At 36.5% G+C, this 14510-nt stretch carries 14 protein-coding genes and 1 pseudogene; 13 read left to right on the plus strand and 2 right to left on the minus strand.

Going from position 1 to position 14510, the window contains the following annotated elements; translation table 11 throughout:
* The first annotated feature begins 140 nt into the window (after positions 1–140).
* From JNUCC52_RS00100 to JNUCC52_RS00120, 5 genes and pseudogenes are all read left to right on the plus strand, one after another.
* Entirely contained in the window at positions 141–566 is a 426-nt protein-coding gene (locus JNUCC52_RS00100) for a pyridoxamine 5'-phosphate oxidase family protein (RefSeq protein ID WP_173479112.1), read from the plus strand.
* 123 nt (positions 567–689) lie between these two features.
* Positions 690–2435, plus strand: a complete 1746-nt coding sequence (ade, locus tag JNUCC52_RS00105) for an adenine deaminase (protein WP_337980958.1) — start codon at positions 690–692, stop codon at positions 2433–2435.
* A 241-nt stretch (positions 2436–2676) separates the two neighbouring features.
* Positions 2677–3315 (plus strand): GntR family transcriptional regulator, encoded by a 639-nt coding sequence (locus JNUCC52_RS00110; protein WP_173478896.1) that lies wholly within the window; start codon positions 2677–2679, stop codon positions 3313–3315.
* A gap of 21 nt (positions 3316–3336) precedes the next feature.
* Positions 3337–4386: a 2,3-butanediol dehydrogenase gene (locus JNUCC52_RS00115; protein ID WP_173478895.1), complete on the plus strand. Its 1050-nt coding sequence runs from the start codon at positions 3337–3339 to the stop codon at positions 4384–4386.
* 354 nt (positions 4387–4740) lie between these two features.
* A pseudogene (locus JNUCC52_RS00120) lies at positions 4741–4881 on the plus strand (IS5/IS1182 family transposase); the annotation flags it as partial.
* 123 nt (positions 4882–5004) lie between these two features.
* Here the strand turns inward: JNUCC52_RS00120 and JNUCC52_RS00125 are convergent.
* Positions 5005–6030 (minus strand): S-layer homology domain-containing protein, encoded by a 1026-nt coding sequence (locus JNUCC52_RS00125; RefSeq protein WP_337980959.1) that lies wholly within the window; start codon positions 6028–6030, stop codon positions 5005–5007.
* Positions 6031–6383: 353 nt separating this feature from the next.
* On the opposite strand from JNUCC52_RS00125, the gene JNUCC52_RS00130 reads away from it, so the two are divergent.
* From JNUCC52_RS00130 to JNUCC52_RS00165, 8 genes are all read left to right on the plus strand, one after another.
* Positions 6384–6548: a hypothetical protein gene (locus JNUCC52_RS00130; protein WP_172771906.1), complete on the plus strand. Its 165-nt coding sequence runs from the start codon at positions 6384–6386 to the stop codon at positions 6546–6548.
* Positions 6549–7168: 620 nt separating this feature from the next.
* Positions 7169–8083 carry a metal ABC transporter solute-binding protein, Zn/Mn family gene (locus JNUCC52_RS00135; protein ID WP_337980960.1) on the plus strand — a complete coding sequence of 305 codons (915 nt, stop codon included), beginning with the start codon at positions 7169–7171 and terminating at the stop codon, positions 8081–8083.
* A gap of 8 nt (positions 8084–8091) precedes the next feature.
* On the plus strand, positions 8092–8841 hold the full coding sequence (locus tag JNUCC52_RS00140; RefSeq protein ID WP_172771904.1) for a metal ABC transporter ATP-binding protein: 750 nt from the start codon (positions 8092–8094) through the stop codon (positions 8839–8841).
* Complete coding sequence (locus tag JNUCC52_RS00145) at positions 8835–9707, plus strand: metal ABC transporter permease (protein WP_172771903.1); 873 nt, start codon at positions 8835–8837, stop codon at positions 9705–9707. Before JNUCC52_RS00140 ends, JNUCC52_RS00145 begins: the two co-directional genes overlap by 7 nt.
* Positions 9704–10573: a metal ABC transporter permease gene (locus JNUCC52_RS00150; RefSeq protein ID WP_337980961.1), complete on the plus strand. Its 870-nt coding sequence runs from the start codon at positions 9704–9706 to the stop codon at positions 10571–10573. The genes JNUCC52_RS00145 and JNUCC52_RS00150 overlap by 4 nt, the downstream gene beginning before the upstream one ends.
* 222 nt (positions 10574–10795) lie before the next feature.
* Positions 10796–11269 carry a VOC family protein gene (locus JNUCC52_RS00155; protein WP_337980962.1) on the plus strand — a complete coding sequence of 158 codons (474 nt, stop codon included), beginning with the start codon at positions 10796–10798 and terminating at the stop codon, positions 11267–11269.
* A gap of 124 nt (positions 11270–11393) precedes the next feature.
* Positions 11394–12581, plus strand: coding sequence for an MFS transporter (locus JNUCC52_RS00160; RefSeq protein WP_172771900.1), 1188 nt, complete (start codon positions 11394–11396; stop codon positions 12579–12581).
* 159 nt (positions 12582–12740) lie between these two features.
* Positions 12741–13616: a DMT family transporter gene (locus tag JNUCC52_RS00165; RefSeq protein ID WP_337980963.1), complete on the plus strand. Its 876-nt coding sequence runs from the start codon at positions 12741–12743 to the stop codon at positions 13614–13616.
* A 141-nt stretch (positions 13617–13757) separates the two neighbouring features.
* Here the strand turns inward: JNUCC52_RS00165 and JNUCC52_RS00170 are convergent, their stop codons facing one another.
* Positions 13758–14444 (minus strand): ArsR/SmtB family transcription factor, encoded by a 687-nt coding sequence (locus JNUCC52_RS00170; RefSeq protein WP_172771898.1) that lies wholly within the window; start codon positions 14442–14444, stop codon positions 13758–13760.
* Positions 14445–14510 lie beyond the last annotated feature (66 nt).

Raw genomic sequence — 14510 nt, forward strand, 5'->3', positions numbered from 1 at the left:
ATTCATGTTGCCCAACAAGTTATTATAGCAATTGTTTTTAATAATCCCCGAAAATAGTCATTTCATATTTTTCAAAAAAAGGCGGTTTAGCTTATGAAACAAGGGGTAAAATAACAATGACTATGAAAGGATGGGATGAAGTGACTTCAGTACGTGATGAAATTTTAGAAGTATTAAACAGAGAAAAAATAGGAACGATGGCAACAGTAGAAAATGGCAAACCATATTCACGTTATATGACATTTCAAAATGAAGACTTTGTATTATATACCGTGACAAATAAGCACTCTGAGAAAATTGATGAGCTATTAAAAAATCCTTATACACATATTTTATACGGCTACGATAATGGTGGCTTTGGAGATACGTTCGTAGAGATAGAAGGAAAGCTTACGGAAATTGAAGAGGAAGGCTTGAAAAATAAATTAGCGGAATTTTTCACTGGAATCTTCATTGGCAATAAGGATGAAATGGTAACATTGAAAATTGAACCGATTCGTATGCGACTGATGAATAAAAAAGGTGAGCCACCTAAAGAGTTAGAATTTACAAACGACCATTTATAAATGGTCGTTTTTTCATCTTGTTAGTAAAGTAACAAGAAAAATTAAGTCGAACCTTTCTACATGACTTGAAACTCCTGCGTCATTCATGCATGATAGTTCATAAAAGAAAAGGGAGTGCTCAAAATGGTTGGAAAAGTACAGCAGCTAACAGAAAATATATTGGCATCACAGGGGAAATTAAAGGCAGATTTTATTTTGCGGAATGCACAAGTGGCAGATGTTTTTACTTTAACGTGGAAAAAGGCTGATATTGTTGTGAAAAATGGGCAAATTGTAGCACTCGATACACAAAATCGTTTTATTGCTCACAATGAAGAAGATGCAAAAGGGCATTATGTTATCCCTGGGTTAATAGATGGGCATATACATATTGAATCATCTATGCTTACGCCTGCTGAATTTAGTCGTGTGCTTGTTCCTCACGGCGTGACGACGGTTATTACAGATCCACATGAAATAGCAAATGTTGCGGGTGCAGAAGGCATTCAGTTTATGCTAGATGATGCGAAAAAAGCAGAAATGGATATTTTCGTCATGTTGCCTTCGAGTGTGCCAGGCACTCGTTTTGAACATGCAGGAGCAACACTTACTGCTGCCGATTTAGCACCTTTTATGACAAATGAACATGTACTCGGATTAGCTGAGGTGATGGATTTTCCTGCAGTATTAAACGGTGACAAGAGCATGCTTGAAAAAATTAGATTAGCACAACAAGCCAATCTTGTTGTTGATGGACATTGTGCAGGTTTAAATAGTTCTCAAATTACAGGTTACCGAGCGGCAGGTATTCAAACAGATCATGAGTGTGTGACAGCAGAAGAAGCGTTAGACCGTATTGAGCAAGGAATGTATGTTTTAATACGTGAAGGCTCGGCGGCTAAAAATTTACGTGATTTATTACCTGCTGTCAATACAATCAATGCGCGTCGTTTTGGTTTTTGTACAGATGATAAGTATGTCGATGAATTAATGGAAGAGGGCAGCATTAACTTTGATGTCAAAATGGCGATTGAAGAAGGCATGGAGCCATTACAAGCAATTCAAATAGCTACCATTAACGTAGCAGAGTGCTATCGTTTATATGATAGAGGGGCAATTGCACCAGGCTATAAAGCAGATTTTGTATTAGTTGAAGATGTGGCGAAAATGCAAGCGAAAGCGGTTTGGAAAAATGGAGTTAAAGTTGCTGAAAAAGGAACAATGCTAACTGAGCGTGTAAAACCAGATGTTCCTACCCATATCCATCGCTCTGTTCATTTGCCAACTATTACAACGGACATGCTTGCCATTCCATTTACAAAAGGATCAAAAGCGAATGTTATGGAAATTGTGCCTAATCAGCTTATTACCAACCATTTAGTAGCAGATGTACCGCTAAGCGCTGGGGAATTTATTCCGTCCGTAGAGCAGGATTTACTGAAGCTAGCAGTAATCGAGCGCCACCATCATTTACACACAACGGGTCTTGGAATAGTGAAAGGCTTTGGCTTGCAAAAAGGTGCAGTGGCAACAACGGTAGCACACGACTCTCATAACGCTCTCGTCGTAGGAACGAATGATGCAGATATGGTCCTGGCACTCAATCGTATTCAAGAAATTCAAGGGGGATTTGTCATCGTAGCAGATGGCAAAATATTAGCAGAAATGCCTTTAACAATAGGTGGATTAATGACCGATGCACCAGCACCTGATGCCAAAATGCAATTAGCAAATCTTCACGCTGCATTAAATGAATTAAACCCTAATTTAGATTTTCATTTTCTTTTAACATTTTCTTTTGTAGCATTACCTGTTATTCCAGCTTTAAAGTTAACGGATTCAGGATTATTTGATGTTACAACATTCCAACATATTTCGGTAGAAGCCTAAAAATAAAAACGACCTGACAGCATCGTGCTATCAGGTCGTTTTTATTAGTTGTAATTCGCGTTTTAACCTGAGTGAATGCAAATACAATGGCTTTTGATTCAAAATTATTGAAATCGAAGCGTTTTCATATTAAAATAACTTTTATAGATTATCGATAATCTATAATGGATAACATTTTTACTAGCCACTTTATACACAGAACTATTAGAATAAAAGGATATAAATTTATTGGAGTGGTTAGATGGGGTTTAATGGAAATTCAATTTCAAAGAAAACAATTGCAGAACAAATAGCGGAACAATTATTATTTCGCATATTTTCAGGTCAATATGAACAAGGCCAGCGTTTGATAGAGTCTGAAATTGCAAAAGAGTTACAAGTAAGTCATGCGCCTGTCAGAGAGGCGCTGTATCTTTTACAAAAAGATGGTGTAGTGGAAAAAATACAACATAAAGGCGTAAGCGTAAAAATTATTTCAGATCAGGAATTGAAGGATTATTTGGAAACCCTTTATTACCTATTGGATCTTGCGCTTAAAAAATGTGAACCAAAATGGACTGCCGAGTTTCAACATGAACTTTTACTTCGTTTTGAAACGATGGAACAAAGAAAGTCTGCTAATAATATTTACGAATATGTTGTAGCGTTTGCGCACTTGTTAGAATTCTTTTTTGATATTACTGGAAATATTGCAATGTTACGTTTCTTTAAAGAAACGATATTTGTTACAAATGTAGCTGCACAAACAAAATGGAAAATGAATCTCGTTGAATCCTATCATATGTCCATTCATACGTTCATCAAGTGTATAGAAATATCGGATTTTGAAAATGCCCGAAATGCTATTAAAGATGTTATTTTATGGCATCATTTTAATTAAATTTTAAAGGGGAAATTTATTATGAAAGCAGCAGTTTGGCACGGTGTAAAAGATATTAGAGTAGAAGAGGTTGAATTAAGAGGTTTACGAGAAGATGAAGTGAAAGTAAAAGTAGCTTGGGCAGGTATTTGTGGAAGTGACTTACATGAATATCAAGAAGGTCCAGTATTCATACCAGTAGATGCAAAAGCAGATTTAACTAGTGAAATTGCTCCGCTGACAATGGGACATGAATTTGCTGGTGTAATCGAAGAAGTTGGCTCAAACGTTTCAAACTTTAAAGTAGGAGACCGTGTAGTAATAAATCCTACTTTAACATATAGAAATAAACATGAAGATGTCGATCGCTATGATGGATTTAATTTTATCGGGTTACATGGAAACGGTGGTTTTGCAAAATATGCGAACGTGCCAGAAACAAATGTACATCATTTAGCTGATAATTTAACTTTACAAGATGGTGCATTAGTAGAACCAATGGCTGTTGCTGTACAAGCTGTAAAAGATGCTGGTGTCACTTTAGGAGATGCAGTTGCAGTGTTCGGTGCTGGACCAATCGGATTATTAACAGTTATTGCTGCTAAAGCATCTGGTGCAAGCAAAGTGATCGTATTAGATCTATCCGATAACCGTCTAGAAAAAGCGAAAGAATTAGGGGCTACGCATGTTATTAACTCTGGAAAAGCAGACCCTGTACAAGCAGTGAGAGCGATTGTAGCGGATGGGGTAGATGTGTCCTTTGAAGTTGCTGGGGTTGCTCCTACATTTAAACAAGCTATCGATGTAACAAAAGCGCGTGGTAATATGATGATTGTTTCTATTTTTGCAAGACCGATCGAGTGGAATCCAATTCATCTTACAAACACTGGTGTAAATCTTTTATCTTCAATTGTGTATACACCGACAATTTTCCAAAGAACAATTGATGCAATGGCAGCTGGTCAGCTAAATCCACAAGGTATTATCACAAGTCAAATAAAATTAGACGAAATTGTTGATAAAGGATTTGAAGCGTTAACAAACGATAAAACGCAATCTAAAATTTTAGTCGAGTTAAGTGGAGAAAAATAATAGCGCTTAAAAAACATATTTTAGACTAGTTTATACTCCTTTTCTTCTAATCCAAAAAGAGAGAACTAATTAAGTTCTCTCTTCAGACTGTAGACAAACTCGAAAAATTTCGAGTTTGCCTACAGTCTTTTTTCATTTTAAAATAAAAATAGATGTCTACTGCCGTTGATTTCCGCTACGTTCGGGCGCTTTCCGCGGGCACATACGTAAGCCGCAACCCTCGCTAACGCGCGGTTTGTTGCGACTTACGTTCTGTGCTTTCCCGCAGGAGTCGCCCGCCCTTCGCTCCAATCAACTTGATATGAATTGCTATCAATCAACTATAAATAAAATAATCTATTGAGGTGATGGAAAATGATGTCGAAAAATCAAATCAATGAACGAGACCAATTAGAAATGCTGACAATTGACCAATTGGTGCCACAAGACCATTTAGTTCGAAAACTAGAGGCAGCGTTTGATTTTTCGTTTATCTATCCATTAGTCGAAAACCTCAAGAGAGGACTAATTAAGTTCTCTCTTTTTTTTATTCCCTTAATAAAACAGTACTTTTAAAAAAATAATAAACTTCTTTTACAATCCAGTTTGCTGATGCTGCACATTTCGCAGGAATGGGCTTTATTGTTTTTTTAATGTACCCGAAAAATTCGTTCCTTCATCATGCTCTGCACTACAATCTACCTCAATTATTTTAAGGGCATTTTTAAGTTGCTCGAATTCCAAAACACAGCGGTTTCCATTTGCAGATTTGTTCATTACAGCCTTCGTACTAGAAGTAATAGTAGCTGTCCCATCTACACTACCAAACTGTTGACCATCATTTGCTGTCAAAGAAATATCGAAGGTTTTGCTTGTAGCATTAGAAATAACGGCATCGCGGCGATTAAACTCATTTGCTCCTTTACCCCATTTATAGTAGTACGTATAAGTTCCTTCCCATGCACTTTTTGACGGTACCACTTGCTGTAGCGTTTTATCTAGCTGATACTGCCCATTCATCGCACGTGTATTTAATGAAGTGTTGCTTGCGTTATCATGAATGTTTTGTGCATCATCTGAAATAGTATAAAAATTTCTCGAGTCCATGCGGTGAAGCAATGTCACAACTTGTGCGCGTGTCATATTGTTTGTAACGCCAAAAAACTTTCGTAAGTCACGATTTTCATATTGCTCATTTTGACCAGTAGAGATGTAGGAATCGAGTAAAAATTGAATGGATTCATTGAGGCCACGTTTACCTTCAGCTAGGTGAGTGATAGCCTGTGCTACAACGCCACGCTTTACAGCAGACGCACGGATATTGTTATGAAAATAGCCATTAAGAGGTACTCCATAACTTGCGAGTCGATTATAATACTCATCTGACCAGTTTGCTCCAGCTGTCTGCTTTTTTAATTCATCATAAGGGCTCTCCAGTTCATAATAATTTGCAAGTAATTTTGCAAATTGTTGTTCGGTAATGGTCGCATTTGGCTTAAAGGTACCATCCGCATAGCCATCAATAATGTCATATTCCTCTGCCCAGACGACTGCCTCATATGCAAAATGCTCTTCGGTCACATCTGTAAAACCAGCTGCCTCAACCTTGTGGTTTCCACTAACGATAAGTAATGAAAGCAATACTATACACAATAATTGTTTCATTATCATTCTCCCTTTCTAGCAATTCTCCTTTTTAGTTTGCAGGATATAGATGGAAACTGCAAATGTTTCAATTGATTTTTTTCAAGAGCAGTCCTTTTTATGATTAATAAAATAGTTAGGAGTCTATCAGTAATTCTAGTTAGTACATAAGGAGAACAATGTGCGTTTCTTCGCTTCTTAGGCACCGCTTATTTTTGACAAAAATTAGAAGTTTTTCGTAGAGGAAATATAAAAGAGGTGCAGAAAAAAATTTTTTTAAAAAATTTTTGTTAAAACAGTTGAAATTTCTTCTCTTTAAGCATATATTTTTCCTAAGGGAAACAAAATATCGTAAACGAAAGAAGAGTGAGTCTATGAAAGAGTTAGATGATTTAAAACTAACGATTCTTCCACTAGGGGTCCTAGTGTTTCTAACAATAGTGTGGAAAATGACCCAATCTGTCGGTGTAGCGATTTCAATAGTTGTATTTTGGATGGGCTGGAAACAGTTTATGAAAAAATTTATGATAAATAATTAATTTGATTGAAAAGAGCTATCAACATGAATGTGGAAATAAGAGAAATGTTTCCGCAAGTTGCAGCGAAGCATATCTCATAAATTATAAAAAAGATTTAAGGAGGGAAGCCGTTCGTCAAAATAAGCAACACTATAAAACAGGAAAAAGTAATACGTTAACCTCGTCATTAATAAACGAATAACCGTAACATCATCTTCATCAAGCGACGACTAACAATAAAGAAAAGCTTTTGAGAGCCGATTAGGAGAAGTAATCCTACGTCAGAATAATAAACATTTTTTGCGAGTTCATTTGGCAACACAGCTATAAGAGTTTGCTTCGCTTTATTTAATAGAACAGTTAAAATGTTGTCTTTCTTCTGAAATCTATCGTGCATAAAGTTTTAACGAAGCTTTCACTATCTAATTGTGATGGGTGTACATCTTATGATGAAACCTATGCCCATCTCTGTAGTTACTATTAGTCGTCCAAGTGCAAGATGGTGCGGCTAAATTGTACAAATCGCTGTCTTCAACTATCAGCTTATGATTGAGCGGGTACAAATGAAAGATGCACGAGGAAACATGAAGCAAACGTAATCTATAGAACGTTTTATATGGTTTTGACAACGGTAAAAGTAAATGAAACGTTTATTAGGTGTAATTGTGTTAATGATGCTACTTTTCGGTTGTAGCGCAGAAAAAAATGAAACTGGAAAAAGAGAAGGAAATGTTGTTGCAACGACAGGGCATATTGCTGATGTTATAAAAGAAATTGGTGGTGACCATTTAACTGTGACCTCGTTGATGGGACCAGGTGTTGACCCACATTTATACAAAGCAACACAAAGTGATCTATCAAAGTTAGAAAACGCTGAAGTAATCTTTTATAACGGTTTACAGTTGGAAGGGCAAATGCTTGATATTTTTGATCAAATGTCAAAAGACAAAACGGTGCTAGCCGTTGGTGATAAGTTAGATAAAGATAAGCTACTTGATAGTGAAGATGAAGGATTATTACACGATCCACATATATGGTTTAACATTGACCTATGGAAACAAGTTGTAGATGCGGTAACAGAAACACTTGTAAAAGAATACCCAGAGTATAAGGATGACTTTCAAGCAAATGAAACAGCCTTCTTAAAAAAATTAGATGAGTTAAAAACTTACGCGCAAGAGCGTATTAAGGAAATTCCAGAAAAACAACGGATATTAGTAACGGCGCACGATGCGTTTAATTATTTTGGTGAGAGCCAAGGGTTTGAAGTTCGTGGCTTACAAGGCTTGAGTACAGAAGCTGAATATGGCGTGAAAGACGTACAAGAGATGGTAGATTTCTTAGTAGAGCATAAAATTAAAGCCATTTTTGTAGAGTCAAGCGTTTCGGATAAAGCAATGAAAGCCGTAATTGAAGGAGCAAAACAAAAAGGGCATGATATTGTTGTAGGAGGAGAGTTATTTTCAGATGCTATGGGTGCTGAAGGAACAAAAGAAGGCACATACGTTGGGATGTATGAACATAACATCGACACAATTGTCGATGCACTAAAGTAGGTGGAAAAATGAATGCATTAACAGTTGAAAATTTATCGGTTGCTTATGATAAGAAAACCGTATTAGAAAATGCCAACGTTACAGTGCCAACAGGCAGACTTTCGGCAATTATTGGGCCGAATGGAGCTGGCAAATCAACGTTTTTAAAAGCGATTTTAAATCAGTTACCAAATAAGGTTGGAAAAGTAGAAATACTCGGAAAGAATTTTGATCCAAAAAGTTTAGTTGTTGGCTACGTACCTCAACGCAATGCAGTCGATTGGGATTTCCCAACCAATGCACTTGATATTGTGTTAATGGGGCGATACGGACATACAGGTTTATTTAAACGTCCTTCCAAACGGGATAAGATGCTTGCTAATCAAGCTTTGGAAAGTGTAGGAATGCTAGATTTCGCAGAGCGCTCCATTGGACAATTATCTGGAGGGCAGCAGCAACGTGTGTTTTTAGCAAGAGCTCTAGCGCAAAATGCGGATATTTATTTCTTAGACGAACCATTTGCTGGTGTAGATGCCGCAACAGAAAAAACAATTATCGATATTTTAAAAAGCTTAAAGGCACAAGGAAAAAGTATTTTTGTTGTGCATCATGATTTACAAACAGTAAAAGAATATTTTGATTACACAATTTTATTAAATAAAACAATTTTAGCATCAGGGGCTACAGAAGATGTCTTTACACCAGAGCAATTACAAAAAACATACGGTGGTAAACTTTTCATGATGCAAGACACGTTAGGAGCGAACAGTGTATGTTAAGCGGTAACTTACTTTGGGTTTTGCTTGGTACGATGCTACTGGGAATCGCGGCAGGAATAACGGGGACCTTTTCCTTTCTTCAAAAACAAAGTTTAGTGGGAGATGCTGCAGCTCATGCAGCATTGCCTGGTATTGCAATAGCCTTTTTATTAACGGGTCAAAAAGACTTACCAATCTTAATTTTAGGAGCTGCCATTACATCAGCATTATCTGTGTATTGTATCCAATGGATTGTTTCCTTTTCTAAAATGAAAGCAGATGCGGCTATCGGTTTAGTATTAACAGTGTTTTTTGGGATAGGTGTTGTATTTTTGACTGTTGTAAATCATAGCCCACTTGGAAATCAAAGCGGTCTCAATGATTTCATTTTTGGCAAAGCTGCAACAATGACGAAAGTCGACTTAACATGGCTATTTGTATGTGCGACATTCATTATTTTAGTTAGTCTATTATTTTATAAGGAATGGAAGCTTCTAATCTTCGATCCTGTTTATGCAAAGGGCATTGGCTTGCCAGTTGAAGCATTAAAAGCTGTCTTGACGGTACTGATTGTCTTGACGATCGTAACAGGCATACAATCCGTTGGTGTTATTTTAATGTCGGCGCTATTAATCATCCCTGCAGTAAGTGCTCGACTATGGACGACAAAACTAAGTTCTATGATTGTCCTAAGTGCTGCCATTGGAGGGTTATCAGGTATGATTGGAACTTTTATAAGTTCATTGCGTACAGGATTATCAACAGGTCCCATTATTGTCTTAGTAGCAGCTAGTATTTTCTTTATTTCTTATTTAATAAGTCCAGCGGGGCAAATTAATAAATTCCTCAGAAAAAAACAGTTTCGAAAGCAAGGTGAAGTAGGATGATTGAGTTTTGGGTCATTTTTACGGGACTATTAGTAGGAATTACATGCGGTATGGCTGGCGTTTTTCTAATATTACGTAAAATGTCAATGATAGCGGATGCCATTAGTCATACTGTGCTGTTCGGAATTGTTATGGCTTTTATTGTTACGCAAACATTAAATGGCTTTTGGATGCTTGTAGGAGCAGCAGTCGCAGGAATTTTAACTGCCTATTTAGTACAATTACTTCATTCATCAGGCATACAGGAAGATGCCGCAATTGGCGTTGTCTTTACGTCTTTATTTGCTGCAGGCGTCTTGCTGATTACATTGTTTGCTAGCAATGTTCATTTAGATGTGGAGCATGTGTTAATGGGGGAAATTGCTTTTGTCCCGTGGGATAAATGGACATTATTTTCAATCACAATGCCAAAAGCAGTCTGGATGCTGTTGCTCGTTTTATTGATAAATATCGGGTTTTTAGTATTATTCTTTAAAGAAATGAAGCTAGCAACCTTTGATGCAGTGTATGCTGCCTCGATAGGGGTACCAATTATTTTTCTGCATTATGGTTTTATGACTTCTATATCCTTTACAACTGTAGCTGCGTTTGATAGTGTAGGGGCAATTTTGGTAGTCGCCATGCTAATTGGTCCTGCTGCAACGGCCAACTTAATTAGTAAATCGATTAAACAGATGTTTTTATTCAGTATGTTATATGGTGGGGCGTCATCGATTATCGGTTACTATTTGGCTAAATTTTGGGACACGTCCATTGCAGGCATGATGGCCACAGCAGTCGGCCTATTATTTATTGTCACGTTATGCGCTCAAAAAGTTGTCGATAGGAGAAGAAAATCCCTTATTGGTAAATTTGAAGGGTTATAAATTGGAACAATGGTAGGATAACTATGACATAGTACGTACCTCGCTATACTAAGTAATATAGATGAAGAGATGGGGCTTAAAATAAGCTGCATCTCTTCATTTTTTTTGCAGTATTAAAGAATACTGACAAAGCTGAATGAAGTAAACATTTCATCCTTTAGCATGATTTTTACTTTCTATAAAAATAGTATACTTTTGACAGCAATCAAAAGGAGTGAGTGTATGATAAAGGGACTGTATGAAGCACATCTGCCAGTAAGTGATCTACAAAAGTCTATTATCTTTTATGAAAAACTAGGACTTGAATTAGCTTATGTGCAAAATAAATTAGCATTTTTTTGGATTGTCAAAGGGGAAAGCTGGCTTGGACTTTGGGAAAGCGAGGAGGCGAAATTAGATTATCATCCTTCTATTCGGCATATAGCTTTCAAAATTGATGAAGAAGATTTAGCAAGTGTGAAAGAGTGGTTGCAATCCATTGATATTGAAATAAAAACAGCATTTGGCTATTCTCCTGCACAACAACCGCTTGTTTTACCAAATAATCCACATGCACATGCTGCAATTTATTTTGCTGATCCAGATGGCAATTCCATTGAGCTGATTACGCCATTGAGACTAGATGTCGAGGAAGACTTTCCTATGATGTCTATAAATGACCGGTACAAAAAAATGATGGATACTCGATTGGCATAAAGAAACCATCATTACGAGTAGGAGAGATAAAATACAAGAATTGTAATTTTGTATGTACGAATATTCCTAATTTTGTTACGATTGATGGTATTAATTTTAATTTAGGACAACAAGGAGATGCAGCATGTGGAAAAATCACAACGTATGGATTATTTTATTAGGTGAGTTTGTAGTAGGACTTGGCTTATGGGCAGGGATTATTGGAAATCTAGCTTTTATGCAAGAGGTCGTTCCTTCTGATTTCCATAAATCATTAATTATTTCAATTGGTATTCTTGCTGGTTTAGTCGTAGCGCCGCTGGCAGGACGTCTAATTGACCAATCAAAGAAAAAAACGGTCATTCAGTTTGCAAGTTTAGGTCGCATAATTAGCGTATTTTTTATGTTTATTGCTCTTTATACAAATTCTGTCATTTGGATGATACTGTTTTTAATTACATTGCAAATTGCAGCAGCATTTTATATGCCCGCATTACAATCAATTATTCCAATGGTTGTTAAGGATAAAGATTTAATTACATTAAATGCATGGCAAATGAATGCTCGAACGATTTCTCGAATCGTTGGTACTGCGGCAGCTGGTTTAATGTTAAGCTATTTTGAGTTGAAATGGTTGTATATTATATCGCTAATTGTATACATACTTATGTATTTCATTACTAACGGATTAAAGCTAGATGAAACGATGAATCTGTCTATCCAAGGTAAGGAAAAAGGTGGATTTAAGGAAGTTTTACCTATGCTCAAAGAGCAACCAGTCGTTTTAATGACACTTGTTCTAATGTTAATCCCAACACTATTTTTAGGCTCATTTAATTTAGTCATTATGAAAATATCTGAAATTCACCAATCTACAACTATTTCTGGTTTATTGTATACAGTTGAAGGCATCGGCTTTATGTTAGGCGCAGCAGGGCTCAAGTATATTGCTGACCGAGTGAATTTAGGTACACTATTATTCGGGCTTGCATTTATCATTGGATTCATGGAGCTCTTATTACTGCTTGCAGATAATACTTTCTTTGCTTTACTGACATTTGGACTTTTTGGCTTTTCTGTAGGTTGTTTTTTCCCAACAACAATGGTGATTTTTCAAAAGCAGGTGCCGAAAGCGTTCCATGGTCGATTCTTTTCATTCCGCAATATGATTGATTCTGTTGTCTTTCAAATCGTTCTATTGTCAACAGGAATGATGCTAGATTTAATTGGTTTAAATGGAATGGGTCTCGTTTTTGGAATCATTAGTTTAAGCTTAACGATCTCTTTTTTACTTTTCTCAAAGAAAAAGAATGTCATTATGCATGCACAATAACTTAGGTAATGGCAATTCTAAAAAATAGTGACTACAAGCTATTTCCACTGTATGTGGAGATAGCTTTTTTCATTGAATTCCATAGTTCGATGAGCGTTGAACTATTCATCATTTATAATTTCCACAGAATGGTTATTACTAATAGTTAGGGGAAATTATATGAATAATTTTAAATTTATCACTTTATTACTAATTACAACTTTTTTAATGGGCTCATCGTTTGCCATTGTGAAATTAGGTTTACCTTACGCATCTCCATTATTATTAGCGGCATTGCGTTTTATTGTAGCTGGGGTTTTAATGGCTGTAATCGTTCGTTTTTTAAAAAGACCTCACCCAACGACAAAAGCAAATTGGTTGAAAATCCTTTTGATTGGGACATTCCAAACTGCTGGGGTAATGGGGTGTATATTTTTAAGCCTACGTACTATTACAGCTAGTGAATCTTCTATCCTTACATTTACAAATCCACTATTGGTCGTTGTGTTGGCTACTATTTTTACAAAAGCACGATACCGATTGTATCAATGGGGTGGAGTTATTCTCGGTTTAATAGGTGTTATGATTACAATGGGTGCACAAATCGAGTGGAAAATCGGACTGATTTTCGGTTTTCTATCTGCTGTTTTTTGGGCAATTGCCACACTATTAGCAAAAAAATGGGGCGTCCTATTTGATACATGGGTACTATCAGCATATCAAATGCTCTTTGGGGGATTGCTCCTCTTACTAGGTAGCTTAGTGCTGGAGCAGCCATATTTTATCGTTAACGGACATTCAATGGTTATTTTACTATGGTTAAGCATCTTCTCATCAATTATTCAATTTGCAGGATGGTACTATCTTTTACAAAATAGTGATCCAGGAAAAACGAGTGCTTATTTATTTTTAGCCCCTTTCTTTGGTGTATTAACAGGCTGGATATTATTAGATGAACCATTACAATCGTCCTTCATGGTAGGGGGGCTATTTATTTTAGTGGGTATATTTCTTGTCAATCGAAATTTTACGTCTGCAAGAAAAGCCGATGACTAAATTAGGTGCTATCCCACATATTTTTTTAACTTCGATAGCGTCAAAACCACGGCGTATTCCGCGGGAAAAATATAAGCCGCAGGACTGTCGCCGTGGTTAGTATAGTAAATTGTTCGAGAATTGTTTGAGTGCCTGGCACTATTACACATCAATATGAAAAACTTGTTTAAAGCCTTTTCGTCCTTTTTCAGTAACCTTAATTGCACGAATTGTAGGTACTCGTGTAATCCATTCTAATTCTAAAAAATGTATCAGCAGTCCGTGGCCAAGTGCTCCAGCTAAATGATGACGCCGTTCACTCCAATCCAAACATGCGTGACAAAAAGAGCGGCGCTTTCTTTTTAAATTTTTTAAATCCAAACCAAATTGTGTGAAAAAAGCTACACCCTCAGATGTAACTACATATTCATTTTGTTCCTTTTGCAAATATCCAGAATCGACCATTGATTCAGTTAAGTGAACACCTAATTTACCTGCTAAATGGTCATAGCAAGTTCGGGCTTCTTGTAGTAATTTCATTTGACTAGATTGTTTTAATGATCGTATTTCGGGTGGCGGTGAAATCGCCAGGAAAGTTTCTAAAAACTGTGCAATGTCTTCATTGGCAAGTTGAAAATAACGATGACGTCCTTGCTTTTCAACTATTAGAAGGTTACCTTCAACAAGCTTTGCTAGGTGAAAGCTAGCTGTTTGAGGCTTAATGTTGGCCATATATGCTAATTCACTAGCAGTATGATAGCGTCCATCCATTAAGCTAGCAAGCATTGTCGCTCTTGATGTCTCTCCGAGCAGAGAAGCGACTTCAGCCATATTTGGATTAATACTCATTCTTTCAGCTCCTTTGCATTCCATATTTCGATTATATTAAAAGTATTTATCTTGTACAATAGAGTG

Origin of the sequence: Lysinibacillus sp. JNUCC-52 (assembly GCF_015999545.1) — a bacterium.
Lineage (GTDB): Bacteria > Bacillota > Bacilli > Bacillales_A > Planococcaceae > Lysinibacillus.

What these genes read in the sequence shown, in the direction of transcription:
- JNUCC52_RS00125 (WP_337980959.1), bottom strand. Translation starts at nt 6,030, where the DNA reads ATGAAACAATTATTGTGTATAGTATTGCTTTCATTACTTATCGTTAGT.
- ade (WP_337980958.1), top strand. Translation starts at nt 690, where the DNA reads ATGGTTGGAAAAGTACAGCAGCTAACAGAAAATATATTGGCATCACAG.
- JNUCC52_RS00160 (WP_172771900.1), top strand. Translation starts at nt 11,394, where the DNA reads ATGTGGAAAAATCACAACGTATGGATTATTTTATTAGGTGAGTTTGTA.
- JNUCC52_RS00130 (WP_172771906.1), top strand. Translation starts at nt 6,384, where the DNA reads ATGAAAGAGTTAGATGATTTAAAACTAACGATTCTTCCACTAGGGGTC.
- JNUCC52_RS00150 (WP_337980961.1), top strand. Translation starts at nt 9,704, where the DNA reads ATGATTGAGTTTTGGGTCATTTTTACGGGACTATTAGTAGGAATTACA.
- JNUCC52_RS00165 (WP_337980963.1), top strand. Translation starts at nt 12,741, where the DNA reads ATGAATAATTTTAAATTTATCACTTTATTACTAATTACAACTTTTTTA.
- JNUCC52_RS00135 (WP_337980960.1), top strand. Translation starts at nt 7,169, where the DNA reads ATGAAACGTTTATTAGGTGTAATTGTGTTAATGATGCTACTTTTCGGT.
- JNUCC52_RS00115 (WP_173478895.1), top strand. Translation starts at nt 3,337, where the DNA reads ATGAAAGCAGCAGTTTGGCACGGTGTAAAAGATATTAGAGTAGAAGAG.
- JNUCC52_RS00170 (WP_172771898.1), bottom strand. Translation starts at nt 14,444, where the DNA reads ATGAGTATTAATCCAAATATGGCTGAAGTCGCTTCTCTGCTCGGAGAG.
- JNUCC52_RS00110 (WP_173478896.1), top strand. Translation starts at nt 2,677, where the DNA reads ATGGGGTTTAATGGAAATTCAATTTCAAAGAAAACAATTGCAGAACAA.
- JNUCC52_RS00140 (WP_172771904.1), top strand. Translation starts at nt 8,092, where the DNA reads ATGAATGCATTAACAGTTGAAAATTTATCGGTTGCTTATGATAAGAAA.
- JNUCC52_RS00145 (WP_172771903.1), top strand. Translation starts at nt 8,835, where the DNA reads ATGTTAAGCGGTAACTTACTTTGGGTTTTGCTTGGTACGATGCTACTG.
- JNUCC52_RS00155 (WP_337980962.1), top strand. Translation starts at nt 10,796, where the DNA reads ATGATAAAGGGACTGTATGAAGCACATCTGCCAGTAAGTGATCTACAA.